Here is a 26,534-nt window from a genome sequence, read left to right as displayed (position 1 = left end):
CAGCCCTACACCCCCGAAGAAGTCCGCGAAGCACTCCAGATCGGCCCCGACGCACCCATCATCACCACCGACGCACGCCACCGCGCCGACGCCAAGTCGGCACTCATCACGCTCGTCGAGCACGCGCTGATGGCACGACTGCGGTAGTAAGTAGGAACGCCTCTTCCGGAACGCCGGGAACCCGTCCACGGGTCCCCGGCGTTCTGTCTTTCCGAGGAGTGGGGCGAGGGGGTGCGGTGAGCGCTGAGGTTGCGGCGATCAATCTGGGGCGGGTCCTGGCGACCCGGGCGGCCGGGCTGTGGCTGGGGCCGAAGCGGCGGGCCCAGGAGAGCCGGTCCGAGCTGTCGGAGCTGATCCGGGTGCGGGTTCCGGGGCTGCGCCCGCAGCGGAGCCTTGAGCGGCAGTTCGAGCAGATCGCGGATGCGGTGGCGGCCCGGCTGGAGCCGCTGCTGGCCCACGAGTTCCGCGGCCTGTCGGAGTCCGGCCGCCAGTCCGCCCTCGACGCGGTGACGGACACCTTCACCGCGGCCGACCTCTCGGACGCGGCGATCATCGGCTCGGACGCGGACGCGGCGGAACTGGCCCGCCGCATCCGCCGCGCGGTCCCGGCCCCGGCCGGCCTGGACGAGCCGGCGGCGGCGCTGTACGAGCTGCTGTTCTCGGAGTGCTGCGACTGCTACGTGCGCGTGCTGCGCCGGCTGCCGGTGTTCACCGAACGCGCGGTGACGGAGCTCCTGGGCCGGACGACCTCCCTGGCGGCGGAGCTGTCCCAGGTCCTGGAGCGCCTCCCGGCCCGGTCCCTGTACGCGCCGGAGGGCGAAGGCCGGGACGAGGCCTTCCGCCGGGAGTACCTGGAGCTGGTCTCCCGCTCGCTGGACGAGATCGAGCTGTTCAGCTTCGCCTCGGAGCGGGCCGCGCGGACGAAGTTGTCGGTAGCGTATGTGAGCCTGCGGATCGCCGACGAGAAGCAGTCCGCCTCCCGGCTGCCGCTGGCCGGCGATGACGAGGCCCACGGCAGACAGGTGGAGACCGTCCTGCAGGACGCCCACCGGGTGCTGCTGCGCGGGGAGGCCGGCTCCGGGAAGACCACCCTGCTCCAGTGGCTGGCGGTCACCGCCGCCCGCAGCGCGTTCGGGGCAACCCTCGCCGCGTGGAACGGCCTGGTCCCGGTCCTGATCAAGCTCCGCCGGTACGCGGGCCGGGAACTGCCCCGGCCGGAGGCCCTGCTGGACCAGGCGGCGGGGCCGCTCACCGGCCACATGCCCGCGGCCTGGGTCGACCGTCAGCTGGCGGCGGGGCGGGTGCTGCTGCTGGTGGACGGTGTGGACGAACTTCCCGCCGAGGAGCGACGCGCGGTCCGGGAATGGCTCCGGGGACTGTTGCACGCCTACCCGGACAACCGGGTGGTCGTCACGTCCCGGCCGGCCGCCGCCCGAGGTGACTGGCTGCGGGCCGAAGGGTTCCGCGCGGTGCTGCTGGACCGCATGCGCCCGGCCGACCTGGTGACCTTCGTCCGGCAGTGGCACGAGGCGGTGCTGGACCGCAACCGTGATCTCCCGCACTACGAAAGGTCGTTACTGGCCGGACTGCGGGACCGGCCGCACCTGCAGTCGCTGGCGGCCACGCCACTGCTGGCGGCGCTGCTGTGCGCGCTGCACCTGAACCGGCAGGGCCAGCTGCCGCGCAGCCGCATGGAGTTGTACCGGATCGCCCTGGAGATCCTGCTGCAGCGGCGGGACGCGGAGCGCTGCGTGCCGAGCGCGGCGGCGGTGCAGCTGTCCCTGACCGACCGGCTGCGCCTCCTCCAGGACCTCGCCTGGCGGCTGTCGGACAACGGCCGCAGCGAGATCGCCTTCGAGCGGGCGGCCGTCCATGTGCACTACGCCCTGGAGGCCATGCGCCACCTGGAGGGGATGGACGCGCAGGCCGTGCTGGAGCACCTGGTGGCCCGGTCGGGAGTGCTGCGCTCCCCCGCCGAGGGCCGGTTGGACTTCCTGCATCGCAGTTTCCAGGAGTATCTGGCGGCAGCGGACTCCGCCGCCCAGGACCACATCGGCAACCTGGTGGGGCGGGCGCACCAGGACACCTGGCACGAGACGATCGTGATGGCGGCGGGCCACGCCAACCGCCCCCAGCGGGTCGAGCTGATCGAGGGCATCCTGGCCCGGGCCGCGGCCGAGCCCCGGCACGCCCGGCGGCTACGGCTGCTCGCGGCTGCCTGTCTGGAGACCATGGATGCGGTGCCGGAGGAGGTGCGGACGGCACTGGACCGCACCCTCGACCACCTGGTGCCGCCGCGCCGCGCCGCGGAGGCGGCGTCCGTCTCGGCGGTCGGCGGCCCGGTGCTGCGCCGACTGCCCGCGTCCCTGCGGGAATTGTCGGAGGCCGAGGCCAAGGCGGTCATCCGGACGGCGGCGCTCGCCGGCGGCGCGGACGTGCTGGACCTGATGGCGGGGTGGGCCGGTGACGAGCGGCCCGCGGTCCGGGCGCAGCTGGCCCTCGAATGGGAGTACTTCGCTCCTGCCCCCTTCGCCCGGGCCGTACTGCGGCGGCTGCCGCTGCGCGACGTGTGGCTGTCGCTGACGCACCCCACCCAGTGGGAGGTACTGCTCACCCTGCCGGAGGCCAGGAAGGTCGCCGTCCAGTACCCGTTCACCCGTGGGCTCGGCGCCACGGCGGAGCTGGGTGAGCTGGATCTGCTGTGGGTTCCGGGGCTGCGGGGCGACAACGACCTGTCTCCGCTGGCCAAACGCCCGGGGCTGACGAACCTGTCGGTGTGGGGGAACGTGCCGCTGCTGGACCTGGGGCCGCTCCACGACCTGCCCCTGCTGTTCAACCTGCAGCTGCAGGACTGGCAGTCCTTCCCGGATCTGCGGACGGTGCCCGACCCGCCCGGCCTGGAAGGGCTGGGTGTCGGGGTGCTGGCCGAGAACACCGATCTCTCCGTGCTGACGGCCCGGCCCGGACTGCGCTGGCTGATCGTGCAGGGGCGCGGGGTCCCCCGGGGCTTCGCCGAGCTGGGGCCGCTGCAACTGCTCCGGTCGCTCCATCTGGCGCACTACGACCTGCGCGAGTGGCTTCCCTCGGTGCGCTCGGCGCCGGCCCGGCTGCGGTCGCTGTCGTTCAGCAACTGCGTCCTGCCGGAGGACCTGAGCGGTCTGGCAGCCTTCGGGCGGCCACGCGTGTATCTCAACGGCTGCCGGACGGCCGACGGCCGTCGCCCGGTCCGGGACTCGGTCCCCGCGGGGATCAAGGTGCGGATCAGGTGACGGCCGTCGGGTGAAAGGGCTCAGCCCTGCCAGGAGTGCGGCGCGCGGAAGCCCGGGGTGCGCTCCAGGCGGCGCCAGCCGGCCGTGCTGCGGGAGCGGGCGGCCGGGATGTCCGGGGTGGACGCGGCGCGGGCGAGCAGGATCGCGGTGATCGCGGCCAGCTCCTCGGGCTCGGCGTTGCCCTTTTCGACGCGCAGCAGCATGTCGGTGCTCATCGGTGGCTTGTCTCCTCTTACTGCGGCGGGTTGCCGTGCTTGCGCGACGGCAGGTCGGCGTGCTTGTTGCGGAGCATCGCGAGGGCGCTGATCAGCGTCTCGCGGGTTTCGGCAGGGTCGATGACGTCGTCGACGAGGCCGCGTTCGGCCGCGTAGTACGGGTGCATCAGCTCGGCCTTGTACTCCTTGACCATCCGGGCGCGCATGGCCTCGGGGTCTTCGGCGTCGGCGATCTGGCGGCGGAAGATGACGTTGGCGGCGCCCTCGGCACCCATCACCGCGATCTCGTTGGTGGGCCAGGCATAGGTCAGGTCGGCGCCGATGGACTGGGAGTCCATGACGATGTACGCGCCGCCGTAGGCCTTGCGCAGGATCAGGCTGATGCGGGGCACGGTGGCGTTGCAGTACGCGTACAGCAGCTTGGCGCCGTGCCGGATGATGCCGCCGTGCTCCTGGTCCACGCCCGGCAGGAAGCCGGGCACGTCCAGGAGGGTCACGATCGGGATGTTGAACGCGTCGCACATCTGGACGAAGCGCGCGGACTTTTCCGAGGCCTCGATGTCCAGAACGCCTGCGAGGTGGGCCGGCTGGTTGGCGACGATGCCGACGACCTGGCCGTTCAGGCGGGCGAGGGCGCAGATGATGTTGCGGGCCCAGCGCTCGTGGATCTCGAGGAAGTCGCCGTCGTCGACAAGCTCCTCGATGACCTTGTGCATGTCGTACGGGCGGTTGCCGTCGGCCGGGACCAGGTCGAGCAGGACGTCCGAGCGGCGGTCGGCGGGGTCGTCGGTGGCGTGCACCGGCGGGTTCTCGCGGTTGTTCGACGGCAGCATCGAGATGAGGTAGCGGACCTCGGCGATGCAGTTCTCTTCGTCGTCGTAGGCGAAGTGCGCGACGCCGGAGGTCTCGGCGTGTACGTCGGCGCCGCCGAGGCCGTTCTGGCTGATCTCCTCGCCCGTCACGGCGCGGACCACGTCCGGGCCGGTGATGAACATCTGCGAGGTGTCGCGGACCATGAACACGAAGTCCGTCAGGGCCGGCGAGTACGCGGCGCCGCCGGCGCAGGGGCCGAGCATGACGGAGATCTGCGGGATGACGCCCGAGGCGCGGGTGTTGCGCTGGAAGATGCCGCCGTACCCGGCGAGCGCGGAGACGCCCTCCTGGATGCGGGCGCCGGCGCCGTCGTTGAGGGAGACCAGCGGGGCACCGGCCGCGATGGCCATGTCCATGATCTTGTGGATCTTCGCGGCGTGGGCCTCGCCGAGCGCGCCGCCGAAGATGCGGAAGTCGTGGGCGTAGACGAAGACCGTCCGCCCCTCCACCGTGCCCCAGCCGGTGATCACACCGTCCGTGTAGGGCTTGCGGGCCTCCAGACCGAAACCGCTGGCGCGGTGCCGGCGCAGCTGCTCGACCTCCTTGAAGGAGCCTTCGTCGAGCAGGAGGGCGATGCGCTCGCGGGCGGTCAGCTTGCCCTTGGCGTGCTGGGCTTCGGTCGCGCGGTCGCTGGGGCCGCGCCGCGCCTGCTCGCGCAGGTCGTGCAGCTCGGCCACACGGCCGCGAGCATCCGTCGGCTCGCCCGGGATCTGGTCCACAACGGTCATGTATCGACCTTACGAAGAGGACCAAGCGAAACCCTCCGTAGATACCGGACAGTCTCCGGCGCGATCCACTGTGAGGACGGGACAGAACCGGGGAACGCCGCAAGGACATCACCAGCAGGGGGCTGCGTCCTTTGTGGCATGCCTACAAAGCCATCGCCAGATGTTGAAATTTGAACGGAATGGGTCTACCGTCATTTTCGTTGAAGGTTCAACCAGGTTCAGTCACAACCGAGGAGCACATCATGGGTCTGTTCACCCGTCGCAGCCAGCAGAACACCACCACCGCCGTCGGCACGGTCGCCACCCTCGAGGTGGACCCGGCCCTCGCCGCCCTCACCGGCGACTACGTGATCGACGCCGCGCACAGCAGCATCGGCTTCACCGTCCGGCACGCGATGGTGACCAACGTCCGGGGCACCTTCGCCGAGCACCAGGGCACCCTGCACCTGGACGGCGCCGCCCCGGCCCGGTCGACCGCCGTCATCGAGGTACAGATCGCCTCGGTGGACACCGGCATCGCGGACCGCGACACGCACCTGCGCAGCGGTGACTTCTTCGACGCCGAGGCGTACCCGGTGATGGCCTTCCGGTCCACCGAGGCGCAGCAGCTGGGCGGCGACCGCTACCGGATCAGCGGCGAGCTGACCATCAAGGACGTCACCCGGCCGCTCGCCATCGACCTGGAGTTCAACGGCTCCGCCACCGATGTGTACGGCAACGAGCGGGTGGGGTTCGAGGGCAGCACCGAGATCCTGCGTTCCGACTGGGGGCTGACCTGGAACGCCGCCCTGGAGGCCGGCGGTGTGATGGTCAGCGACAAGGTGAAGCTGACCTTCGACATCTCGGCGATCAAGCAGGCGGCCTAGAAGCCGCCGCCGTCGAATCCGCCGCCGCCACCCCAGTCCCCGCCGCCGCCGAAGTCGGAGGCGCTGAAGTCGGAGCCGGAGAAGTCCCCGCCCTCGAAGCCGCCGCCATCGCCGCCGCCGAAGTCGGAGGCGTAGGCCGGGCTGGACATCATCGAGCCGAGCATGGTGCCCATCAGCAGGCCGGGCAGGATGCCGCCGCCGAAGTAGCCGCCGGCCCAGGGACCGTACGCCGGGCCGGCGTCGTAGTAGGGGCGCGGTCCGTGCTCGGTGTCGACCGTACGGAGCATCGGGTCCCGGCCCTCACGCAGCCGGACCGCGTCCGCCGTGCACACCGGAACCGTCCGGGCGGTGCCGCCGGCCGGCGCCCAGCCGGCGTCCTCGGTGCTGGGTCCGTGCCGCGGGTCGAAGAAGCAGGGCAGGCGGCGCTCCGGAAGCGGCCGGCCCTCCCGGCGGGCGGCAAGCACGGCCAGCGAGTACCGGCCGTCCTCCAGTGCCTGGGTCACGCCCTTGACCTCGTCGGGGTGCTGGACGTTGCCCATGATCTGCTTGGCCTTGTCGTACGAGTCCAGGGACTTCTCGTAGTCCGTGCGCATGGCGTCGTCGGCGCCGGGCTCGGCGGGGTGGAAGTCCAGGCGTTCCAGTTCCTCGCCGAAGGCGGTGATGTCCTCGTCGACCACCACCCGCAGCTTCTCGATGGCCTCGCGCCGGGCCTCCTCCTTCTGCTTCCGGCTGCGGCGGACCAGGGCGTACGCACCGCCGCCGCCGACCGCCGCCACGAGGCCGAGCCCGACCAGGCCGGCGACCGGGGTCCCGCCGTCCGTGCCGGTGGTGCCCCAGGAGGCCGGGGCGCTGCCCTTGGCCTGGGGCAGGGCCTGGTCCACGAAGTTGTTCAGCTGGGTGGCGGTGTCCACGGTCCCGCCGGCCTTCACCGCGCTGGTGAGGTTGCTTACCGCGTTGGTGGGCATGACGGCCTTGTCCGCACCGGCGTTGAAGCCGTCGCCGAGCCGGATGGCGTACAGGCCGGTGATGCCGGTGTTGTTGCGGACGGTGGCGAGCACGCTCTCGGGCGGGAACTCGGTGGAGTTCGGCAGCACCGCGACGAACACCGGCTTCCCGGCGTCCTTGATCTTCTTCGCCAGCGCGTCTGCCTGGTCCTTCGGCAGCTGCGCCGCGGCGCGCGGGTCGACATAGACCGGGCCCTCCTTGAGCGCCTCGGCCACGGCGGCGGGTCCGGTTGCAGCAGCTGCCGGCGACGCGAGGGCGAGGGCGCCCGCGGGCAGGGCCAACAGCACACCGGACAGTACGGATATCAGCCTGGTCCTCATATCTATGACGCTACCTGAACAGGGCATTCCCTGTGTTAGCCGGACATAAGGACATCTGGATACAAGGACCAGGCGGACGGTGACTACTCGGCCGGCTCCGCGCCCGCGTGCAGCAGACCGTAGGTGAAGGCGTCCTCCAGGGCCTGCCAGGAGGCGGCGATGACGTTCGGGGCCACCCCGACCGTGTTCCACTCGCGGTTGCCGTCGGTCGTGGTGACCAGGACCCGGGTGGTGGACTCGGTGCCGTGCGTGCCCTCCAGGATGCGGACCTTGTAGTCGACGAGCTCGAACTTGGCCAGCTGCGGGAAGAACCGCTCCAGGGCCACGCGCAGGGCCCGGTCCAGGGCGTTGACCGGGCCGTTGCCCTCGGCGGTGGCGACGATGCGCTCGCCCCTGGCCCACAGCTTCACCGTGGCTTCGTTGGCGTGCGAGCCGTCCGGGCGGTCCTCGACGATCGCGCGCCAGGACTCGATGCGGAAGAAACGGCGGGCCCGGCCCTCCGCCTCCGCGCGGAGCAGCAGCTCGAAGGAGGCGTCGGCGGCCTCGTACGTGTAGCCCTTCAGCTCGCGTTCCTTGACGCGCTCCACGACCCGGGAGACCAGGGCGCGGTCGTCGCCGAGATCGACCCCGAGCTCCCTGCCCTTGAGCTCGATGGAGGCCCGGCCGGCCATGTCGGAGACCAGCATGCGCATGGTGTTGCCGACCCGCTCGGGGTCGATGTGCTGGTAGAGGTCCGGGTCGACCTTGATGGCCGAGGCGTGCAGTCCGGCCTTGTGCGCGAAGGCGGAGACGCCGACGTACGGCTGGTGGGTGGAGGGGGTGAGGTTGACGACCTCGGCGATGGCGTGGGAGATGCGGGTCATCTCGGCCAGGGCGCCGTCCGGGAGGACCTGGCGGCCGTACTTGATCTCCAGGGCGGCGACGACCGGGAAGAGGTTGGCGTTGCCGACCCGCTCGCCGTAGCCGTTGGCGGTGCACTGCACGTGGGTGGCGCCGGCGTCGACGGCGGCGAGGGTGTTGGCGACCGCGCAGCCGGTGTCGTCCTGGGCGTGGATGCCGAGCCGGGCGCCGGTGTCGGCGAGGACGGTGGAGACCACGGCGGTGACCTGGGCGGGGAGCATGCCGCCGTTGGTGTCGCAGAGGACGACCACGTCGGCGCCGGCCTCGTGCGCGGTGCGGACGACGGACTTGGCGTACTCCGGGTTGGCCCGGTAGCCGTCGAAGAAATGCTCGCAGTCGACGAACACCCGGCGGCCCTGTTGGCGCAGGTAGGCGACGGTGTCCCGGACCATCTCCAGGTTCTCGTCCAGGGTGGTGCGCAGGGCCAGCTCGACGTGCCGGTCGTGGGACTTGGCGACCAGGGTGATGACGGGGGCACCGGATTCCAGCAGGGCCCGGACCTGGGGGTCCTCGGCCGCGGAGCCGCCGGCCCGGCGGGTGGCGCCGAAGGCGACCAGCTGGGCGTTCTTGAAGTCGATCTCGGCGCGGGCGCGGGCGAAGAACTCGGTGTCGCGCGGGTTGGCGCCGGGCCAGCCGCCCTCGATGAAGCCGACGCCGAACTCGTCCAGGTACCGGGCGATCGTCAGCTTGTCCGCGACCGTGAGGTTGATGCCTTCGCGCTGCGCGCCGTCCCGCAGCGTGGTGTCGAAGACGTGGAAGCTGTCGTCGAGGACGGCCTTCGGCGCTGTCGTCTCTGTTGGCGTCACGGTGTTCTGGCTCCTGTCGGATGAGTGGCTCCGGATGCCTGCCCCCAGGGGAGGTCGCCGCCACTTGCCCCCATCATCGCGCGCTGTCCGCTTCCGGCAGGAATGTGGCCGGGAAACGAAAAAACCTCTCGCGGGTGCGAGAGGTCTGCGCGCGGGTCTGGGGCACGGTGGCCGCTTCCGCGGAGGTTTTCCACGGTTCAGCGGCTACTGCGGACCGGCGCGCTGCTGCCGATAATCATGGGCTGAGCAAGCACGCCCGCAGTTTGCCACATCGCCTCCGGCAACTGGACACCGGTCTCACGATGCGGGCACCCCTAGCGGGGCGTAAGGGCCTCGGTGAAGAACTCCTGTACGTGGGCCAGGATGTCGGCCCGGTCGACCGTGGGCAGGCCCACGGCGAGCTGGATGCTGAAGCCGTCGAGCAGGGCGCGGGTGCGGGCGGCGAAGCGGTCGGCGTCCACCGGCCGGAATTCGCCGCGCGAGATGCCCTCGGCGAGCAGCGCCACCAGGTCGCGGTGCCAGGCGCCCTCGATGGCGGCCTGGCGTTCGCGTTCCTCGGGCCCGGCGTTCTGGGAGCGGTTCCAGACCTCCAGCCAGAGCGTCCAGTGCGGGTCCCGGGCGTACTGGGGCACGTACAGGTCGACGTACGCGGCCAGCCGGTCGCGGACCGGGCCGCGCCGGGAGAGCAGGGCCCGCCGTTCGCCGCCGAGGGCGGCCTCGCTCCACTCCAGGGTCTGCAGCAGGAGCTCGTCCTTGCTGCGGAAGTAGTAGAGGAGGTGGCCGCTGCTCATACCGACCTGGCGGCCCAGTCCGGCCATGGTGAGCCCGTCCAGGCCGCGCTCGGCGATCGTGGCCATGGCGGCGACGAGTACGTCCTCGCGCGGCGGCGCGTTCTTCCGCGCGCGTACCCCACCGGCCACCATGGCCACTCTCCTCACACCTTCGGCTGTTGCTGGGTGATGCAGTGAATACCGCCACCCCCGGCGAAAATCGTACGTGCGTCAACCAGTGTCACGGTCCGCTCCGGGAACAGTCCGCGGAAGATCTCGGCGGCCTCTTCGTCGCGCGGGTCGTCGAAGGAGCACAGCACGACACCGTCGTTGCACAGGTAGTGGTTGATGTAGGAGTAGTCCACCCACTCGCCGTCCTCTTCCAGCACGGTCGGCGCCGGGATCTCCACGACCTCCAGCGGCCGGCCCTGGGCGTCGGTGGAGGCGCGCAGGATGGCGGCGATGGTCTTGCCGCGCTCGTGGTCCGGGTGGGCCGGGTCGGGCTGGGTGTGGACCAGGACCACGCCGGGGCGGGCGAAGGCGGCGACGATGTCCACATGGCCCTGGGTGCCGTAGGTGCCGTAGTCGCCGGCCAGGCCGTACGGCAGCCAGATGGCCTTGGTGGTGCCGAGGTGGGCGTGGATCTCCTGCTCGACCTGCTCGCGGGTCCAGTCGGGGTTGCGGCCGGCGCCCAGCTGCACGGTGTCGGTCAGCAGGACGGTGCCCTCGCCGTCGACGTGGATGGCGCCACCCTCGTTGACCAGCGCGGTGGAGTACGTACGGGTGCCGACCAGGTCGGAGACATGGCGGGCGACCTTGGAGTCCTTGTCCCAGCGGGCCCACTCCTGGGCGCCCCAGCCGTTGAAGGTCCAGTCCACGGAGGCGAGCTCGCCCTGGCGGTTGGTGACGAAGGTGGGGCCGATGTCCCGCATCCAGGCGTCGTCGAGCTCCTGCTCGACCAGGTCGATGGGGTGCTTGTCGCCGGCGCCGACGACAGCGCGGGCGCCTTCGGCATCGCCGGGCGAGACCACGAGGGTGACCGGCTCGTACGCGCTGACGGCGCGGGCCACGGCGCCCCAGGCCCTGCGTGCCTCGGCGAGCTCCTCCGCGTTGGTGAAGGTCGGATTGGGGCTGGGCCAGGCCATCCAGGTGCGCTCGTGCGGCGCCCACTCGGGGGGCATGCGGAATCCGGCGTCCACGGGCTTGTTCATGATCACGGCAGTGGTCCTTGCTGGTCTACAGGAAGTACAGGCGGTTGAGGGAGACCGATTCGGCGGCTTCGGAGCGCAGCGGGTCGCCGTCGAGGGTGACGAGTCCGCTGCGCGCGTCGACATCGACCGCGCCCACCCGGGAGTTGAGGAGGAGGTCCGCCGGTCCGATGCCGCGGGTGCCGCGGACGGCGACCCGGCGGCGGCGGGTCGGCATGGCGTCGCTGCCGAGGGCCGCGGCGGCGGCCGAGACGAAGGCGACGGAGATGTCGGCTGCGGTGGCCCCGTACGAGCCGAACTGCGGGCCGAGCACGAGGGGTTCGCAGGTGTCGGTGGCGGCGTTGGGGTCGCCGGTGACTCCGTAGGCCGGGAAGCCGGACTTGAGGACCAGCTGCGGCTTGGCGCCGAAGAACGGGGGGCGCCAGAGGACGATGTCGGCGAGCTTGCCGACTTCGATGGAGCCGATCTCGTGGGCCAGGCCGTGGGCGATGGCCGGGTTGATGGTCAGCTTCGCCATGTAGCGGAGCACGCGGGCGTTGTCGTCGCCCTCGCCGTCGCCGGCCATCGGGCCGAGCTCCTGCTTCATCTTGGCGGCCATGGCGAAGGTGCGGCGGATCGTTTCCCCCGCCCGGCCCATGCCCTGAGCGTCGGAGGAGGTGATGCCGATCGCCCCGAGGTCGTGCAGCACGTCCTCGGCACCCATCGTCCCGGCCCGGATCCGGTCGCGGGCCATGGCGGCGTCGCCGGGGAGGTCGGGCTTGAGGTCGTGGACGGAGACGATCATGCCGTAGTGCTCGGCGACCGCGTCCCGGCCGAAGGGCAGGGTGGGGTTGGTGGAGGAGCCGATGACGTTCGGCACGCCCGCCATCTTGAGCACGTTGGGGACGTGTCCGCCGCCGCAGCCCTCGATGTGGAAGGCGTGGATGGTGCGGCCTTCCAGGACGCGGAGGGTGTCCTCGACGGACAGGCACTCGTTGAGGCCGTCGCTGTGCAGGGCGACCTGTACGTCGTGCTCCTCGGCCACCCGCAGCGCGGTGTCCAGGGCCCGGGTGTGGGCGCCCATGTCCTCGTGCACCTTGAAACCGCTGGCCCCGCCCTCGGCCAGGGCCTCGACCAGGGGTGCGGCGTCGGAGGAGGAGCCGCGGGCCAGGAAGCCGATGTTGACGGGCCAGGCATCGAAGGCGTTGAAGGCGTGCTTGAGCGCCCACGGGGAGTTGACTCCGACGCCCCAGACCGGCCCGAATTCCTGGCCGATGACGGTGGTGACACCGGCGGCCAGCGAGGCCTCCATGATCCGCGGGGAGAGCAGGTGGACGTGGGTGTCCACGGCGCCGGCGGTGGCGATGAGGCCTTCGCCGGAGACGATGCTGGTGCCGGTGCCGACGACCACGTCGACGCCGTCGAGGGTGTCGGGGTTGCCGGCCCGGCCGATGGCGTGGATCCGGCCCTCGCGGATGCCGATGGACACCTTGCGGATGCCAAGGACTGCGTCGATCACCAGTACGTTGCTGATGACCACGTCGCAGGTGTCGCGGACGGCCGCGGCCTTGAGGTGGAGGCCGTCCCGGGCGGTCTTGCCGAAGCCGGCCAGGAATTCGTCACCGGGCTTCTGGGCGTCGGACTCCACCCGGACGGTCAGCCCGGAGTCGCCGAGCCGCACCCGGTCCCCGGCCCGGGGGCCGAAGACGGAGGCGTACTCGTGCGGGTCGATATGCCGACTGCCTGCGGCGCAGTGGTCGCTGTGTTTGGTGGGCCTGCTCACGCGGGAGCTCCTTCCGGACCGGAGGTGTCGCCGTGGCGGGTGCCGTCGGCCGGGGCGTCCCCGGCGGCTTCGGCTGCGGCCGGCGTCGCGCCGAGATAGCCGCACGCAGCCGCTGTGGCCAGCGCCTGCGACTTCGCGCCCGGCGCGTCCAGCGGGCCGTCGACCAGGCCGGCGAAGCCGATCGCGACGCGGTCGCCGCCGATGGGGACCAGGCCGACCTCGGCCTCGCCGAGCGGGTCGAAGCGGACCGAGGAGCCCGCGGGCACGCAGAGGCGCATGCCGTACGCGGCGGCGCGGTCGAAGTCCAGGCGCGGGTTGGCTTCGAAGAAGTGGAAGTGCGAGGTCACGCTCACCGGGACGGCCGCCGTGTTGCGGACGGTCAGCCGCACCTCGGGCTCGGGAGCGGGGGACTCCGGGCCGGGGACGACGGCTCCGGGGGCGTCGTCGCCGAGCGGGACCGCGCCCCGGATCGGCGCCGAGACCACGGCGAGGCGGGAACCGTCCTCGAAGACGGCCTCCACATGTACCTCGGTGACCACGTCGGCGACGCCCGGCAGGACGTCGTCCGCGCCGAGCACGCTGCGGGCCGCCTCGATCGCCTCGGCGAGCCGCTTTCCGTCGCGCGCTGCCTCACAGACCGTGTCCGCGATCAGCGCGGTGGCCTCCGGGACGTTGAGCTTCAGGCCCCGGGCGCGCCGGGCCCGGGCGAGTTCCGCCGCGCTGAAGAGCAGCAGCCGGTCGCGCTCCGTAGGGGTCAGCCGCACGACATCCACCTCCCTGTGCAAGGTTGAGCGGGTTAGAGCAACACTCTAACTCTTCACCTTCCCGCAAGAAACCATTGACCTGGGACCAGGCCTTGGGTCACATTGAGCGTCGCTCTAACAAATGCCCCCCGCTCACCGTCCTCTGCCCGGGAGTCCCCCATGCCCATAGAACAGCGCGGAGTCGACACCATCCCCGAGGAGGAGCGCACCAGCTCCCCGCGTGACCTCGTGGCGATCCTGCTCGGATCGAACCTCTGCCTCGGTGTGATCGTCTTCGGCTGGCTGCCGCCCTCCTTCGGGCTGGGCCTGTGGCCCTCGGTGACCGCCATCGTGACCGGCACCCTCATCGGGATCGCGTTCACCGCGCCGCTCGCCCTGGTCTCGCTCCGGACGGGCACCAACCTGTCCACGTCCAGCGGAGCCCAGTTCGGGGTCCGCGGCCGGCTCGTCGGCTCGGTGGTGGGCCTGCTGCTCTCGCTCGGCTACACCGCGCTCACCCTGTGGATCGGCGGCGATGTGATGGTCGGGGTGCTCTCCCGGCTCACCGGGCTGCCGGACGGCGGGGCCTCCCGGGCCCTGATGTACGGCGTCCTGGCCGCCTGCACCGTCGTGGGGGCCGTCTTCGGCTACCGGCTGCTGCTGCGAATGAGCAAGCTGCTGGCCGTCGCCATGGTGGTGCTGCTGGCGGTCGGCGTGTTCGCGTACTCCGGCGACTTCACCACCGCCGCCCCGCCGGACACCCCGTACCTGCTGGGTTCCTTCTGGCCGACCTGGGTGCTCGCCGCCGTCGCCGCCGGACTCAGCGGCCCGGTCGCCTTCATCACCCTGCTCGGCGACTACACCCGCTACATCTCCCCCACCCGGCACGGCTCCCGCAAGGTCTTCTGGGCCACCTGCGCCGGCCTGCTCTTCGGCCTGCTGATCCCGCAGCTCTTCGGCACGTACACCGCGCTGGCCGCCCGGGCCGGCCTGGACTACGCCGGACCGCTGGTCGAGGCCTCGCCCGGCTGGTACCTGGTCCCGCTGCTGCTGGCCGCCGCGGGCGGCTCGATCGGCAACGCCGGGCTGATGTTGTACTCCATGGGCCTCGACCTCGACGCCATCCTGCCCCGCACCACCCGCACCCGGGCCACCCTGATCGCCGCGGCCGTCGCCACCGGATTCGTCTTCCTCGGCTCCTTCGCCTGGAACGCACAGGCCGCGATGACCTCCTTCGTCCTGCTGCTCACCGCGCTGGGCACCCCCTGGGCCGTGGTCACCCTGATCGGCCATGTGCGCTGCCGCGGGGCGTACGACCCGGATGCGCTCCAGGTGTTCAACCGTCGGGCCCGTGGCGGCGTCTACTGGTACAGCGCCGGGTGGAACCTCCGCGCCACCGCCTCCTGGGCGGCGGGTGCGGCGGTGGGCCTGGCCGCCGTGTCGACTCCGCTGTACGAAGGGCCGCTGCTGGCCCTGACCGGCGGGGTGGACTGCAGCTTCATCCTGTCGGGGCTGGTCGGCGGTCTGGTGTACGCGGCGCTGACCTTCCGGACCGAGCCGGTCCGTGAGGTCGCCATGGCCATGGACTGAGGGACGCACAAGGGGGAGGCGCCGTGGAAGAGCTGGCGTATGTGGCGGGCAAGATCGTCAAGGGGGTCGCGGGCCTCGCGTATGCCTTCGGCGACACCCTCGTGGGCCTCGGCCCCGAGGGCAAGGAGAAGCGCAAGCAGGCCGATGGCGAGGACCGGGCCGAGGACAAGGCCGGCAGCTGACCGCCGCCGTACACGGCAAAGGGCCCCTGCTTTCGGCAGGGGCCCTTTGCCGTACGACGGGGGTGCCGCGGGCTAGCCGAGCTGGTGCATCCAGCCGTGGGTGTCGGCGGAGTGGCCGGTCTGGAGCTCCAGCAGGGCCTTGCGCAGGCGCATCGTGACCTGGCCGGGCTCGCCGTCGCCCTGGGTCCAGTTGGCGCGCTCGGACTTGACCGAGCCGACCGGGGTGATGACGGCGGCGGTGCCGCAGGCGAACACCTCGGTGAGGGTGCCGTTCTCGTTGTCCCGCTTCCAGTCCTCGGTGGTGATCCGGCCCTCCTCGGCGGTGTAGCCGAGGTCGCGGGCGATGGTGAGGAGGGAGTCGCGGGTGATGCCGGGGAGGAGCGAACCGGTGAGCTCCGGCGTCACGATGCGGTCGCCGTACACGAAGTACAGGTTCATGCCGCCCATTTCCTCGATCCAGCGGTGCTCGACGGCGTCCAGCCAGACCACCTGGTCGCAGCCGTGCGAGGCCGCCTGGGCCTGCGCGACCAGCGAGGCCGCGTAGTTGCCGCCGGTCTTGGCCGCGCCGGTGCCGCCCTTGACGGCGCGGACGTACTCCTCGGAGAGCCAGACGGAGACCGGCTTGACGCCACCGGGGAAGTAGGCGCCGGCGGGCGAGGCGATGACCATGAAGAGGAACTCGTTGGCCGGGCGGACACCCAGGCCGACCTCGGTCGCGAACATGAACGGCCGCAGGTAGAGGGAGGCTTCGCCGGAGTCCGGCACCCAGGCGCGGTCCTGCTTGATGAGCGCGTCGCAGGCCTCGATGAACAGCTCGGTGGGCAGCTCCGGCATGGCCATGCGGCGGGCGGAGGCCTGGAACCGCTCGGCGTTGGCCTCCGGGCGGAAGGTGGCGACGGTGCCGTCGGGCTGGCGGTACGCCTTGAGCCCCTCGAAGATCGTCTGCGCGTAGTGCAGGGTCATGTTCGCCGGGTCCATCGACAGCGGCGCGTACGGGACCAGCTCGGCGTCGTGCCAGCCGCGGCCCTCGGTCCACTTGACGGTCACCATGTGGTCGGTGAAGTGGCGGCCGAATCCGGGGCTGGCCAGGATCGCCTCGCGCTCCGCGTCGGACAGCGGGTTCGAGGAGGGCTTGAGCTCGATCGTGGGCGTCGTCATGAGTGCTTGTCCTTCACCGGTTGTGTATGGCGGACCGCGCTCACGGCGTACTAGGACGTCCGAGCTTCCCCGTATTCCGCGGCCTCGCGTTCGATTATCGCGCGCAGGGTGGCTTCGGAGAAACAGGTGATGCGGCCCAGGGAGATGGTGGCACCCGGGGCCGCACAGGAAAAGCCGCCGGGTCCAGGGAACGCGACCCGGCGGCTTTCCGTGTTCTGGTGGAGCCGTTGTGTGCCGGGTCAGCCGGCTACGCGCGCGGCGAGGGCGTCGCCGATCCGGTCGGTGGACCGGAAGGTGCCGTCGCGCTCGGCCAGGTCGGCCGAGACGGCCTCCTCGATGCGGACGGCCTGGGCCTCGTAGCCGAGGTGGCGCAGCAGGAGGGCGACGGAGAGGATCGTCGCGGTCGGGTCGGCCTTGCCGGTGCCCGCGATGTCCGGGGCGGAGCCGTGGACCGGCTCGAACATGGACGGGTAGGCGCCGGTCGGGTTGATGTTCCCGGAGGCAGCCAGGCCGATTCCGCCGGTCACGGCGGCGGCCAGGTCGGTGAGGATGTCACCGAAGAGGTTGTCCGTGACAATGACGTCGAACCGGTCGGGCTGGGTGACGAAGAAGATCGTCGCGGCGTCGACGTGCAGGTAGTCGGTGGTGACCTCGGGGTACTCCTGGCCGACCTTGTCGAAGATGTTCTTCCACATGTGGCCCGCGTACACGAGGACATTGTTCTTGTGCACCAGCGTCAGCTTCTTGCGCGGGCGGGAGTTGGCCCGCTCGTACGCGTCGCGGACGACCCGCTCGACACCGTAGGCGGTGTTGATGCTGACCTCGGTGGCCACCTCGGCGGGTGTACCGGTGCGCAGCGAGCCGCCGTTGCCGGTGTACGGGCCTTCGGTGCCCTCGCGGACGACGACGAAGTCGATCTCCGGACGGCCGGCCAGCGGGGTGGCGGTGTTCGGGAACAGCTTCGACGGGCGCAGGTTGATGAAGTGGTCGAAGGCGAAGCGGAGCTTCAGCAGCAGACCGCGCTCCAGTACGCCGGACGGGACCGAGGGGTCGCCGATGGCGCCCAGCAGGATCGCGTCGTGGTGCTTGAGGGCCTCAAGCTCCGCGTCCGGGAGGGTCTCGCCGGTGCGGTGCCAGCGCTGGGCGCCGAGGTCGTATTCCTTGGTCTCCAGCTTCACATCCTGGGGCAGGACCGCGGAAAGGACCTTGAGGCCCTGAGCCACGACTTCCTGGCCGATGCCATCACCGGGGATCACTGCGAGATTGATGCTGGTCGACATGACGGCACCGTACTCCTTGTCCAGCCCTCGGGCATGTTGCGTCCACCATCTGGACGCAACATGCCCGGCGGACGGGCTTAGTGGCCGGTCTCGCCGCCGTTGTCACGGCGGTCCAGGGAGCGCTGCAGGGCGGCGGCGGCGTTCCTGCGGTCCGCGTCGGCCGAGGAGGTGTGGCGGACGCGGCGGGTGGCGGGGCGGGAGGTGGTGGTGTGCATGGTGATCGACTCCTTGAGATCACGGCGTGGCGGGGCCACGGATGAGGGGGGTTCCTTCAAGGCGCCGGAGGGGCGGGGAGCGCATCGCCGCAGGGGTTGCCTGCACGGGGCGCGCACTCTCGACCGCCATTCGCCGGATCGGCGAGACGTTCGGCTTCTACAAAGCTAGGACAGGTCGGGCTGTATGTCTGCGCAAATACTCGGGCTTCCTAGTATCTGAGACGAACTTGTCCGGTTGATACGGGAAGCGTGCGCGGAGGGTGTTCGGGTGGTGTCCGGACAATGCCCGGACGATGCCGGGGGCGCGGGGTGGGGCCGTGGGGCGCCGGGCCCCGGTTCAGGCGCCGGTGCCGGTGGGGCGGCGCTGGGCGCGGAGCTCGCGGATCAGGGCCTGGACGGCCAGGGTACCGGCCTGCTCACGGGTGGTGACGTAGCCCACCGAACGGGTGGGGCGCTCCGGTCCGAGATCGGTGATCTGCACCGCGTCCGCTGCTCCGCTCAAGGAGAGGGCGGGCATGATCGCCATGCCGAGGCCCCGCTCCACCATGGTCAGCACCATGCCGTCGTCCTCCGCCTTGACGGTGGCCCGCGGAATCCAGTCCTGCCCTCGCCACCACTCCCGGGTGTAGGACCCGCAGTTCTCGTCCCAGTCCAGCAGCGGCAGCGCCTTGGGGTCGGGGTGTCCGGCGGGGTGCACCAGGGCGTACGGCTCCTCGACGAGCACCCCGCTCAGCAGGCCGGCCGGTATGTCCGCGGAGCCGCCGAGGGTGGCGATGCCGAGGTCGGCCCGGCCGGCGGCCACCTCCCCCGCCGTGCCGGCACCCAGCTCGCGGACCACCCGCACCTCGGGCCGGATGCCGGGGTGGCGGGCGGTGAGCCGCTCCAGGGCGGGCGGCAGCAGGTGCAGGGCCGCGCTGCGGAAGGCGGCGATGCGCAGGGGGCCGGCCAGGGCCCCGCCGGGCGCCGCCGCGGCGCGCACCTCCGCGGCGAGGCCCTCGTACAGCCGGAGGATCCGGCGGGCGTGGGCCACGGCCCGCTCCCCGGCGGGGGTGGGCCGGGCACCGGACCGGCCACGGTCGAAGAGCACGGCGCCGAGCTTGGCCTCACTGCCGCGCACCGAGTGCGAGACGGCCGACTGGGTGAGACCGAGCACCCCGGCGGCAGCGGAAAACCCCCCGGCCTCACCAACAGCCACCAGAACCCGAAGCTCCTGCGGCCCAAGCTCGCCGGAGCCGACCGCGGACTGCGCCGAGCCTGCGGGCGCCCGCGACGCCACCCGTGCCGGAACCGGCGCCAGTGCTGGAGCCGACGCCGCTGCCCGCGCCGGTACTGAAGCCTGCGCCAGTGCCGAAGCCGGAGCCGGTACCCGCGCCGGAGCCGGAGCCACTGCCTGAGCCCGTGCCGGAGGCGGAGCCACTGCCCGCGCAGCACCCTGCGCCGGTGCCGGTGCCTGTCCCAGAGCCGGAGCCGGAGGCAGCTCCTCCGCCGGAGCCGGCGCCACTGCCCGCGCCGGTGCCGAAGCCGGCGCCACTGCCCGCGCCTGCGCCCGCGCAGCACCCTGCGCCGCTGCCGGAGTCTGCCGTTGCGTCGCCATATGGCCCGTCCTCTTTCCATGAGCGCCGCTCATGGATGTGCGGCTTTCATGAGCGCAACCCTCTGCCCGGCTCGGTGATTCCTTCCTAGCGTCATCGCCATGACCACCCAGACCGGCCGGACCGGCCACGCCGTCCACCAGATCGCCCGCCCCACCGGCTACCCCACCGCCGACGCGTTCCGCCTCGTCGAGACCCCCGTCCCCTCCCCCACCCCCGGCACCGCCCTGGTGGAGAACCTGCTGCTCTCGGTGGACCCGTACCACCGCGGCCTGATGGACGGCGGCGAGGACGGTTTCGAGCTGCACACCCCGCTGGAGGGCCGCTCGCTGGGGCGGGTGATCGCCTCCCGTGACCCCGGGCTGGCCGAGGGCGACCTGGTCTTCCACCGGGCCGGCTGGCGCACCCACGCCCTGGTCACCGCGGGCGTGGACGGCACCCGCACGGTCCGCCCGTACGAAGGGGTCCCGCTCGAGGCCCACCTCTCCATCCTCGGCGGCACCGGCCTCACCGCATACGCGGCACTCACCCGGACGGCCGCCCTCCGCGAGGGCGAGGACCTGTACGTGTCCTCCGCCGCAGGCGGCGTCGGCACCGCCGCCCTGCACATCGCCCGCCTGCTGGGCGCCCGCCGGATCATCGGCAGCGCCGGCTCGGCCGCGAAGGTCCGCCACCTCACCGAGAACCTCGGTTTCGACGCGGCCTTCGACTACCACGACGGTCCGGTCGGCGAACTCCTCGCCGCAGCCGCACCGGACGGCATCGACGTGTACGTGGACAACGTCGGCGGGGACCACCTGGGGGGCGCGATCGACGTGCTCCGCGAGTACGGCCGGATCGCCTGGGTCGGCGCGATCTCCCAGTACAACGGCGACCGCGCACCGGCCGCGCCCCGCAACCTCTTCGAGGTCGTACACAAATCCCTGCGCCTGGAAGGGGTATTGGTTCGCAATCACACCAATCTGCAGGCGGAGCTGGAGGAATTCCTCGTCCCGCATCTGCGCAGCGGGCGGATCACCACCGACACCACCGTTGTGCAGGGCATCGAGCACACGGTGGACGCCTTCCTGGCCATGCTCAACGGGGCGAACACGGGCAAGATGCTGGTCCGTCCCACCCCTTGATACCGGCTACCCGGAAGTTCACCGAACCCTTACCGCACGGCTGTAGACCTTTGAAGGTGCTGCCGCCAGCCTTGCCGTCGATGTGCCGCCGTGGCACCGGAGTGGGAGGCGAGGGGCCAGTGACACCGATCAGCCGCAGAGGATTCGTGGGAATCGGAGCGGGTCTCGCGGCGGGGGCGGCCCTCGCCCCCGCCGCGACGGCCGAAGCCGCAACCGTCTCGGCGGCGGCAGCGGCTGCCACCGGCACGATCACCGACGTCCGCCACGTGGTGATCCTGATGCAGGAGAACCGCAGCTTCGACCACTACTTCGGCCGGCTGAAGGGCGTGCGCGGGTTCGGCGACCGGGCGGCCGGCAACATCCCCGGCGGCTGGGGCACCTTCCAGCAGCCGAACTGGGGCGGCCGGCAGTTCCCGTGGAAGCTGTCCGCCACCCCGCCGGCCGGCGGCGCGGACAGCGAGACCCTCGCCCAGTGCACCGGCGACCTGCCGCACAGCTGGACCTCGCAGCACGCCGCCTGGAACAAGGGCCGGATGGACAACTGGGTGATGGGCGTCGGCAACACCCGCACCCTCGGCTACCTGGACCGCGGCGATATCCCCTTCCACCACGCGCTCGCCGACCACTACACCATCTGCGACGCGTACTTCTGCTCGGCGCTCTCCGCCACCGGTCCCAACCGCACCTTCCTGTGGAGCGGCAAGATCGACGCCTCCAGCAAGGACGGCGGGGACGAGTCCGGGCTGACCTGGGAGACGTACGCGGAGGCCCTGGAGCGGGCCGGTATCTCCTGGCGGGTCTACCAGAACGCCCAGGACAACTACGGGGACAACGGTCTGGCCTACTTCAAGAAGTTCACGGACGCCGCGCCCGGCACCCCCTGGCACGACAAGGGCATGTCCTCCGTCCCCCGGGTCACCGGCTCCACCCCGGACGACATCGCCGCCGCCATCCGGGCGGACGTGGTGGCGGGCACCCTCCCCCAGGTGTCCTGGGTGGTCGCGAACGAGGCGTTCTCCGAGCACCCGTACGCCCCGCCGGGTGACGGCGCGCACTTCGTCGACCTGGTCTACCGGGCCCTCGCCGCGGACCCCGAGGTCTTCGACTCCACCGTCCTGTTCCTCAACTACGACGAGAACGACGGCTTCTTCGACCACGTGCCGCCGCCGGTGGCCCCGCCCGGCACCGTCGGCGAATACCTGGACGGCGTCCCGATCGGCCTCGGCTTCCGGGTGCCGATGCTGGTCATGTCCCCGTGGACCCGCGGTGGCTGGGTCAGCTCGGAGGTCTTCGACCACACCTCGGTCCTCCGCTTCATGGAGACCTGGTCCACGGCCCTGGGCAAGCCCGCCCTCTGCCCCAACATCAGCGCCTGGCGGCGCAAGGTGGTGGGCGACCTCACCGGCGTCTTCGATTTCACGTCGCCCGTGTACGGCGTACCGGCCGGCCTGCCCTCCACGGCCAAGGTCATCGGCCAGGGCACCTGCGCCCCGCTCCCCAACCCGGTCCCGCAGAACAACGCCCTGCCCGCCCAGGAGCCCGGCACCCGCCCGGCCCGGGCCCTGCCCTACCAGGTCAACGGCAACCTGGACCGGCTGGAGTTCGGCGCGGTCGGGAAGATCGTCGCCTGGTTCTCCATGACCAACCAGGGCGGCCAGGCGAAGCGCCCGGCGCACTTCTCCATCCACCCGCACCAGCACCGGGACACGGCGGCCTGGCAGTACACGGTGGACGCCGGCGGCACCGCCACCGACTACTTCCACATCGGCCTGGGCCATGGCTCCGGCAAGTACGACATATCCATGTACGGCCCGAACCGCTTCCTGCGCCGGTTCCTCGGGGACGCGACGAAGCCGGGCAAGTCCCTGGAGGTGGCCGCCCGCTTCGCGGTGGAGCCCGGCACCGGCAAGCAGGCGATCTACTTCAAGATGACCAACACCTCGGCCGCCCCGGTCACCTTCACCATCCGCTCGAACGCCTACCGCTCGGACGGCCCCTGGACCTACACCGTCCCGGCGAACTCCTCCCGCGAGGACTTCTTCAACGCGGTGGCGTACAGCAAGGGCTGGTACGACTTCACGATCCTGGCCGACTCCGACGGCACCTGGTCCCGCCGCTACACGGGCCACATCGAAACGGGCGCGCCCAGCATCACCGGGTCCTAGCGAGGGGCGGGGAGTCCGGGCCCTCCGGGCACGTCCGTGGGGGCCGTAACTCCCCGTTCACCGATGTCGTTGTGCGGTGGGCAGAGGCCGCGGGAGGCAGCAATGACACGCATTCTGTTGCACAGCACCGTCTCGCAGAGCACGTCCGACGGGCCGCCGGGAAGCGAGGAGATCCTCGAGCGGGGGATGGCGCTCGTCGAGCCCGAGCTGCGCCGGATCGTGGCACGGCTCCATCCGTCCGTGGCCCGGGTGTGCCGCTACCACATGGGGTGGGATGCAGAGGGCTCTGGCTCCGCGGGTCTCGCGCAGCGAGCCGGCAAGCGTGTGCGCGCGGCGCTGGCGGTGCTGTCGGTCCGCTCCGCCGGAGCGCCGGAGCGGTTCGCCACCGCCGCCGGAACGGCCGTGGAGCTCGTGCACCAGCTCTCCCTGCTGCACGACGACGTCATGGACGGTGACACCGAGCGTCGCGGCCGGCCTGCCGCCTGGGCCGCGTTCGGTACGGGTCCGGCCGTGCTCGCCGGTGACGCCCTGGTGGTGCAGGCGGTCGCCGGGATCCTCCACGCACAGGCGCCCGGGGCGGCTGCGGCCACCGACGCTCTGATCACAGCCGTGGAGAAGATGGTGGAGGGGCAGGCGGAGGACCTTTCACTCGAGGAGCGGTCCGTGAGCGAGGTCTCCCCGGACCGGTACGTGCACATGGCACGGGGCAAGACCGGCGCTCTCTTCGGCTGTGCCGCGGCTCTGGGCGCTGTGCTGGCCGACGCGCCGGCTCCCGTGACGGGGGCACTCCACTTGGCGGGGAGCGAGTTGGGGGTGGCCTTCCAGATCCTGGACGACATCCTCGGCCTGTGGGGCGAGAGCACGGTCACCGGGAAACCCGTCGGGACGGACCTGATGCGCGGCAAGAAGACGCTGCCCCTGCTGCTCGCGGCCGGCTCCGGCACCGCAGCCGGCCGACGGCTCACAGACATGCTGGACTGCGGTTCGCTGGCTCCGGGCGATGTCCCCGAAGCCATGCGGCTGCTGGAGGAGACGGAGAGCAGGCGCCGTTCCGAGGAGGCGGCTGCCCGCCATGTGGCGTCGGCACTGGCGGCCCTCGGCGAGGCGCCCATCCCCGCCGGCGTACGGGACCAGTGGCGGCGCTTCATCACCGACCTGTCCCTCCGCAACAGCTGACAGCTGACAGCTGACGGTCAGAGCACGTCCCCGTTGCGCCAGTCGAACCACAGCGGGTCGGCGGGATCCGGCTGGATCCCGCCGTCCGGCACCCACAGGTACGTGGACCCCTCTTCCTCGGCGAGCCGCCGGGGCCCCTCGGGCCCCAGCGTCCCGATCTGCCCGCCCCACACGGCCCAGCCCCGGCTCTCGTACAGCGCGGCGCCTTCATCGGACGCGGACAGCGCACCCAGCTCGTACGCCCGCGCGATCACCCCTTCCAGCCCGGCCATGACCGCGCTCCCCAGCCCCTGCCGGCGGCAGTCGGCCCGTACGCCCACGGCCTCCACATACCCGGCCCGCAGTGCCCGCCCCCGGTGCACCACCCGCCGCTGCACCACACTGCCGTGTGCCACGAGCCGGTTGTCCCGGCGCACCAGGACATGCATGCCGCCGAGCCCATGCTCGAAGTCCTCCTCGGAGAAGTCCCCTTCGAAGGCCTCCCCGAGCAACTCCCGAATCCCGTCGAGCTCCTCACTGCTGAGCTCCGAAGTGTGGGCCAGGGCCGTCCGTGTATCGGTCATGGAACCAGTCTCCACCCGCCATGATTCGGCTGGCATATTCCTGGCCACCCCGGGACGGCAGCGGGAGACTCTGCGCATGTCGCACACCACCCAGCAGTGGACGCCGGCCCACGGCGAGCCCTACCGCCCCGTCTCCTACCGTCCCGCCCGGATGCCCGCGGCTGAATCCCTGGCCCGGGCCGCCGAGTTGCGGCAGCGGATGGATGGGCGGCGCACCGTACGGCACTTCTCCGCCGATCCCGTGCCCGAGCAGGTGGTCCGGGACGCGATCGCGTGTGCCGCCACCGCGCCGTCCGGGGCGCACCAGCAGCCGTGGACCTTCGTGCTGGTCAAGGATCCGGTGGTCCGGGGGCAGATCCGGGCCGCGGCCGAGCAGGAGGAGGAGATCTCCTACGAGGGCCGGCTCGGGGACGAGTGGCTGGCGGCGCTGCGCCCGCTGGGTACGGACGCGGTGAAGACGCACCTCACCGACGCGCCGGCGCTGATCGTGGTCTTCCAGCAGCGCTACTGGCTGGGCCCGGACGGCACCAAGCGCAAGCACTACTACGTGGACGAGTCGGTCGGCATCGCGGTCGGCATGCTGCTGTCCGCCCTGCACCTGTCCGGCCTGGCCGCCCTGATCCACACCCCGAGCCCGATGCGCTTCCTCGGCCACGTCCTGAACCGCCCGGAGAACGAGAAGGCCTTCGCGGTGATCCCGGTGGGCTACCCGGCGGAGAACTGCCAGGTGCCGGACCTGGTCCGGAAGTCCCTGGACCAGGTCATAGTGGAGGTCTGACGACCTCCCCGGCGGGCGGCTCCGGAACCGGCCCCGGCGCCGTCTCGCTGGCCTGCCCGCCCCCAAGGGCGGAGGCCAGCCGCATCCCGATACGCACCCGGTCCTCCGGCGTGCCTGCGTCCATGGCCGCCCGCACCTGCCGCAGGATCAGCCAGTCCCGCACGACCTTGCTCACCCCGAGCACGGCCGCCGTCACGATCGCCGCGGTCAGCATCAGTCCACCGGCCCATCGGTCACGATCTCCGCGTAGCAGGGCGCCTGCCGTACGGAGACGCGGGCGCCGCCCATCGCGATCACGCCGGGCGGCCTCGCCCGGTCCCGCGGGTCCTCCTCCACGTCCGGCGGCCGAACCGCCAGGCCGCTGCGCCTCAGCCGCTCCTCCAGCTCGGCGGGCTCGATGGCGCAGCACCACTCCACCACCACGTCACCACCCCCGTGCGTGTACACGTTGGCGGTGCCGTGGGCTGCCCCGGCAGCGGCCAGCAGTCGCGGACGCCGCAGCACCCGGCTGTTGAGCCAGTCCTGCGCCCCACCCTGGCGCACGCGCTCCAGCTCCGCCGCTTCGGCGGGGTGGGGGCGGCGCCGGCCGCGGCGCCACAGCTGCGTCAGCCCGGGGGCGTGCTCCGGAAGCCGCGGACGCCAGACCGGGTCGGGATGGACCAATCGGATCACCGCGTGCCCCCGCACCTGGGTCAGGATCCATTCACCGCCCTGCGGTACCAGCCGCAGGCCCGGCACACCGCGGAGCCCGCCGTACAGCTCGTCGAGCCGCGGCAGCACCAGGGCGAGGACCCGGTCGGCCATCGCCGGATGCAGACCGAGAAGCAGGCCGTCCGGGCCCGGCCGCGCATGAGTGAAGCCCAGCAGGGCTCCGTCGCGCTGGTCCTCCTCGCGCAGCCCTCGGCAGAGCTCCTCCACGATCAGTGCCTCGGTGGTGCGCTGCAGCGCCTGGTTCCCGGCCGCGTCGGGAACCGGCTGCCGCCGGGTAATCACGCCCTCCGCCACCCAGCGCAGGCAGACATGGTGCGGAAGCCCGGTGGCCTCGCGGCAGATGGTTGCTACACGGTGGTGGTTGTCGGTGCGCCTGGACATACGTCTCCCCGGGCGTCGTCCCGGCACGGACGCGTAGAGGTCTCGTATCTCCCTGGCAACTGACCCACCCCGTACGGGAACTCGTGAGAGCCCTGAGCTCCTCCGGGATACCGGGCCCGGATCGTGGAGCGTGTCGCCGTACGCGACAACTGCT

Annotated in this window: 23 protein-coding genes and 1 pseudogene; 9 read left to right on the top strand and 15 right to left on the bottom strand. The window is 71.7% G+C overall.

The genetic code is table 11. The annotated features are described in order from the left end of the window. Both ABT123_RS30445 and ABT123_RS30440 read left to right on the top strand, forming a co-directional pair. Positions 1-147 (top strand): annotated as a pseudogene (locus ABT123_RS30445) (ATP-binding protein); the annotation flags it as partial. A gap of 89 nt (positions 148-236) precedes the next feature. Then, positions 237-3,269: an NACHT domain-containing protein gene (locus ABT123_RS30440; RefSeq protein ID WP_351320484.1), complete on the top strand. Its 3,033-nt coding sequence runs from the start codon at positions 237-239 to the stop codon at positions 3,267-3,269. A gap of 20 nt (positions 3,270-3,289) precedes the next feature. Here the strand turns inward: ABT123_RS30440 and ABT123_RS30435 are convergent, their stop codons facing one another. Next, positions 3,290-3,484 (bottom strand): acyl-CoA carboxylase subunit epsilon, encoded by a 195-nt coding sequence (locus tag ABT123_RS30435; protein ID WP_351320482.1) that lies wholly within the window; start codon positions 3,482-3,484, stop codon positions 3,290-3,292. A 17-nt stretch (positions 3,485-3,501) separates the two neighbouring features. After that, positions 3,502-5,085 (bottom strand): acyl-CoA carboxylase subunit beta, encoded by a 1,584-nt coding sequence (locus ABT123_RS30430; protein WP_351320480.1) that lies wholly within the window; start codon positions 5,083-5,085, stop codon positions 3,502-3,504. Between the two features lie 242 nt (positions 5,086-5,327). On the opposite strand from ABT123_RS30430, the gene ABT123_RS30425 reads away from it, so the two are divergent. Beyond that, a complete protein-coding gene (locus tag ABT123_RS30425) occupies positions 5,328-5,951 on the top strand; it encodes a YceI family protein (RefSeq protein WP_351320478.1) in 624 nt (207 codons plus the stop codon). Here the strand turns inward: ABT123_RS30425 and ABT123_RS30420 are convergent. From ABT123_RS30420 to ureA, 6 genes are all read right to left on the bottom strand, one after another. Then, positions 5,948-7,276 carry a hypothetical protein gene (locus ABT123_RS30420; protein ID WP_351320476.1) on the bottom strand — a complete coding sequence of 443 codons (1,329 nt, stop codon included), beginning with the start codon at positions 7,274-7,276 and terminating at the stop codon, positions 5,948-5,950. The two genes, ABT123_RS30425 and ABT123_RS30420, sit on opposite strands and share 4 nt — an antisense overlap. An 83-nt stretch (positions 7,277-7,359) precedes the next feature. Continuing rightward, positions 7,360-8,982 (bottom strand): citramalate synthase, encoded by a 1,623-nt coding sequence (gene cimA, locus ABT123_RS30415; RefSeq protein WP_351320474.1) that lies wholly within the window; start codon positions 8,980-8,982, stop codon positions 7,360-7,362. A 314-nt stretch (positions 8,983-9,296) separates the two neighbouring features. Further along, complete coding sequence (locus ABT123_RS30410) at positions 9,297-9,905, bottom strand: TetR/AcrR family transcriptional regulator (RefSeq protein WP_351320472.1); 609 nt, start codon at positions 9,903-9,905, stop codon at positions 9,297-9,299. An 11-nt stretch (positions 9,906-9,916) separates the two neighbouring features. Then, positions 9,917-10,963, bottom strand: a complete 1,047-nt coding sequence (locus tag ABT123_RS30405) for an agmatine deiminase family protein (RefSeq protein WP_351320496.1) — start codon at positions 10,961-10,963, stop codon at positions 9,917-9,919. 25 nt (positions 10,964-10,988) lie between these two features. Then, positions 10,989-12,671, bottom strand: a complete 1,683-nt coding sequence (locus tag ABT123_RS30400; RefSeq protein WP_351320494.1) for an urease subunit alpha — start codon at positions 12,669-12,671, stop codon at positions 10,989-10,991. A 47-nt stretch (positions 12,672-12,718) separates the two neighbouring features. Then, complete coding sequence (gene ureA / locus ABT123_RS30395; protein ID WP_351320470.1) at positions 12,719-13,486, bottom strand: urease subunit gamma; 768 nt, start codon at positions 13,484-13,486, stop codon at positions 12,719-12,721. 159 nt (positions 13,487-13,645) lie between these two features. Between ureA and ABT123_RS30390 the strand changes: the two genes are divergently transcribed. Both ABT123_RS30390 and ABT123_RS30385 read left to right on the top strand, forming a co-directional pair. Continuing rightward, positions 13,646-15,055, top strand: coding sequence for a cytosine permease (locus tag ABT123_RS30390; RefSeq protein ID WP_351320468.1), 1,410 nt, complete (start codon positions 13,646-13,648; stop codon positions 15,053-15,055). Positions 15,056-15,078: 23 nt separating this feature from the next. Beyond that, positions 15,079-15,237 (top strand): hypothetical protein, encoded by a 159-nt coding sequence (locus ABT123_RS30385; RefSeq protein WP_351320466.1) that lies wholly within the window; start codon positions 15,079-15,081, stop codon positions 15,235-15,237. Positions 15,238-15,309: 72 nt separating this feature from the next. On the opposite strand, the gene ABT123_RS30380 is transcribed toward ABT123_RS30385, so the two are convergent. The 4 genes from ABT123_RS30380 to ABT123_RS30365 all read right to left on the bottom strand — a co-directional run bounded on the left by ABT123_RS30380 (position 15,310) and on the right by ABT123_RS30365 (position 19,166). Then, entirely contained in the window at positions 15,310-16,395 is a 1,086-nt protein-coding gene (locus tag ABT123_RS30380) for a branched-chain amino acid aminotransferase (protein ID WP_150207176.1), read from the bottom strand. A 239-nt stretch (positions 16,396-16,634) separates the two neighbouring features. Further along, entirely contained in the window at positions 16,635-17,675 is a 1,041-nt protein-coding gene (locus ABT123_RS30375) for a 3-isopropylmalate dehydrogenase (protein ID WP_351320464.1), read from the bottom strand. Positions 17,676-17,752: 77 nt separating this feature from the next. After that, positions 17,753-17,890 (bottom strand): hypothetical protein, encoded by a 138-nt coding sequence (locus ABT123_RS30370; RefSeq protein WP_351320462.1) that lies wholly within the window; start codon positions 17,888-17,890, stop codon positions 17,753-17,755. Positions 17,891-18,227: 337 nt separating this feature from the next. Beyond that, on the bottom strand, positions 18,228-19,166 hold the full coding sequence (locus tag ABT123_RS30365) for a LysR family transcriptional regulator (RefSeq protein ID WP_351320460.1): 939 nt from the start codon (positions 19,164-19,166) through the stop codon (positions 18,228-18,230). 417 nt (positions 19,167-19,583) lie between these two features. Here ABT123_RS30365 and ABT123_RS30360 point away from each other — a divergent pair, with 417 nt between their 5' ends. From ABT123_RS30360 to ABT123_RS30350, 3 genes are all read left to right on the top strand, one after another. Then, entirely contained in the window at positions 19,584-20,606 is a 1,023-nt protein-coding gene (locus tag ABT123_RS30360; RefSeq protein WP_351320458.1) for an NADP-dependent oxidoreductase, read from the top strand. Positions 20,607-20,725: 119 nt separating this feature from the next. Then, entirely contained in the window at positions 20,726-22,771 is a 2,046-nt protein-coding gene (locus tag ABT123_RS30355) for a phosphocholine-specific phospholipase C (protein WP_351320456.1), read from the top strand. Positions 22,772-22,873: 102 nt separating this feature from the next. Next, positions 22,874-23,947: a polyprenyl synthetase family protein gene (locus tag ABT123_RS30350; RefSeq protein ID WP_351320455.1), complete on the top strand. Its 1,074-nt coding sequence runs from the start codon at positions 22,874-22,876 to the stop codon at positions 23,945-23,947. A gap of 17 nt (positions 23,948-23,964) precedes the next feature. Here ABT123_RS30350 and ABT123_RS30345 read toward each other — a convergent pair whose 3' ends face one another. Beyond that, a complete protein-coding gene (locus ABT123_RS30345) occupies positions 23,965-24,510 on the bottom strand; it encodes a GNAT family N-acetyltransferase (protein ID WP_351320453.1) in 546 nt (181 codons plus the stop codon). 76 nt (positions 24,511-24,586) lie between these two features. Between ABT123_RS30345 and ABT123_RS30340 the strand changes: the two genes are divergently transcribed. Further along, positions 24,587-25,288 (top strand): nitroreductase family protein, encoded by a 702-nt coding sequence (locus ABT123_RS30340; protein ID WP_351320451.1) that lies wholly within the window; start codon positions 24,587-24,589, stop codon positions 25,286-25,288. Here ABT123_RS30340 and ABT123_RS30335 read toward each other — a convergent pair. Continuing rightward, positions 25,272-25,502 (bottom strand): hypothetical protein, encoded by a 231-nt coding sequence (locus tag ABT123_RS30335; RefSeq protein ID WP_351320449.1) that lies wholly within the window; start codon positions 25,500-25,502, stop codon positions 25,272-25,274. The two genes, ABT123_RS30340 and ABT123_RS30335, sit on opposite strands and share 17 nt — an antisense overlap. Further along, positions 25,502-26,380 carry a hypothetical protein gene (locus tag ABT123_RS30330; protein WP_351320447.1) on the bottom strand — a complete coding sequence of 293 codons (879 nt, stop codon included), beginning with the start codon at positions 26,378-26,380 and terminating at the stop codon, positions 25,502-25,504. The genes ABT123_RS30335 and ABT123_RS30330 overlap by 1 nt, the downstream gene beginning before the upstream one ends. Positions 26,381-26,534 lie beyond the last annotated feature (154 nt).

Origin of the sequence: Streptomyces sp. NPDC002054 (assembly GCF_040296685.1) — a bacterium.
In the GTDB taxonomy this organism is placed as follows: domain Bacteria; phylum Actinomycetota; class Actinomycetes; order Streptomycetales; family Streptomycetaceae; genus Streptomyces.
Note: the sequence above shows the minus strand (reverse complement) of the source record. Positions and strands in the feature narration are given on the sequence as shown.

Bases quoted from the DNA above. Each gene is read 5' to 3' on its own strand.
- ABT123_RS30375 (WP_351320464.1), bottom strand. From the start codon at position 17,675: ATGTCGACCAGCATCAATCTCGCAGTGATCCCCGGTGATGGCATCGGC.
- ABT123_RS30425 (WP_351320478.1), top strand. From the start codon at position 5,328: ATGGGTCTGTTCACCCGTCGCAGCCAGCAGAACACCACCACCGCCGTC.
- ABT123_RS30405 (WP_351320496.1), bottom strand. From the start codon at position 10,963: ATGAACAAGCCCGTGGACGCCGGATTCCGCATGCCCCCCGAGTGGGCG.
- ABT123_RS30370 (WP_351320462.1), bottom strand. From the start codon at position 17,890: ATGCACACCACCACCTCCCGCCCCGCCACCCGCCGCGTCCGCCACACC.
- ABT123_RS30430 (WP_351320480.1), bottom strand. From the start codon at position 5,085: ATGACCGTTGTGGACCAGATCCCGGGCGAGCCGACGGATGCTCGCGGC.
- ABT123_RS30420 (WP_351320476.1), bottom strand. From the start codon at position 7,276: ATGAGGACCAGGCTGATATCCGTACTGTCCGGTGTGCTGTTGGCCCTG.
- ABT123_RS30345 (WP_351320453.1), bottom strand. From the start codon at position 24,510: ATGACCGATACACGGACGGCCCTGGCCCACACTTCGGAGCTCAGCAGT.
- ABT123_RS30435 (WP_351320482.1), bottom strand. From the start codon at position 3,484: ATGAGCACCGACATGCTGCTGCGCGTCGAAAAGGGCAACGCCGAGCCC.
- ABT123_RS30360 (WP_351320458.1), top strand. From the start codon at position 19,584: ATGACCACCCAGACCGGCCGGACCGGCCACGCCGTCCACCAGATCGCC.
- ABT123_RS30330 (WP_351320447.1), bottom strand. From the start codon at position 26,380: ATGTCCAGGCGCACCGACAACCACCACCGTGTAGCAACCATCTGCCGC.
- ABT123_RS30380 (WP_150207176.1), bottom strand. From the start codon at position 16,395: ATGACGACGCCCACGATCGAGCTCAAGCCCTCCTCGAACCCGCTGTCC.
- ABT123_RS30410 (WP_351320472.1), bottom strand. From the start codon at position 9,905: ATGGTGGCCGGTGGGGTACGCGCGCGGAAGAACGCGCCGCCGCGCGAG.
- ABT123_RS30350 (WP_351320455.1), top strand. From the start codon at position 22,874: ATGACACGCATTCTGTTGCACAGCACCGTCTCGCAGAGCACGTCCGAC.
- ABT123_RS30335 (WP_351320449.1), bottom strand. From the start codon at position 25,502: ATGCTGACCGCGGCGATCGTGACGGCGGCCGTGCTCGGGGTGAGCAAG.
- ABT123_RS30390 (WP_351320468.1), top strand. From the start codon at position 13,646: ATGCCCATAGAACAGCGCGGAGTCGACACCATCCCCGAGGAGGAGCGC.
- ABT123_RS30340 (WP_351320451.1), top strand. From the start codon at position 24,587: ATGTCGCACACCACCCAGCAGTGGACGCCGGCCCACGGCGAGCCCTAC.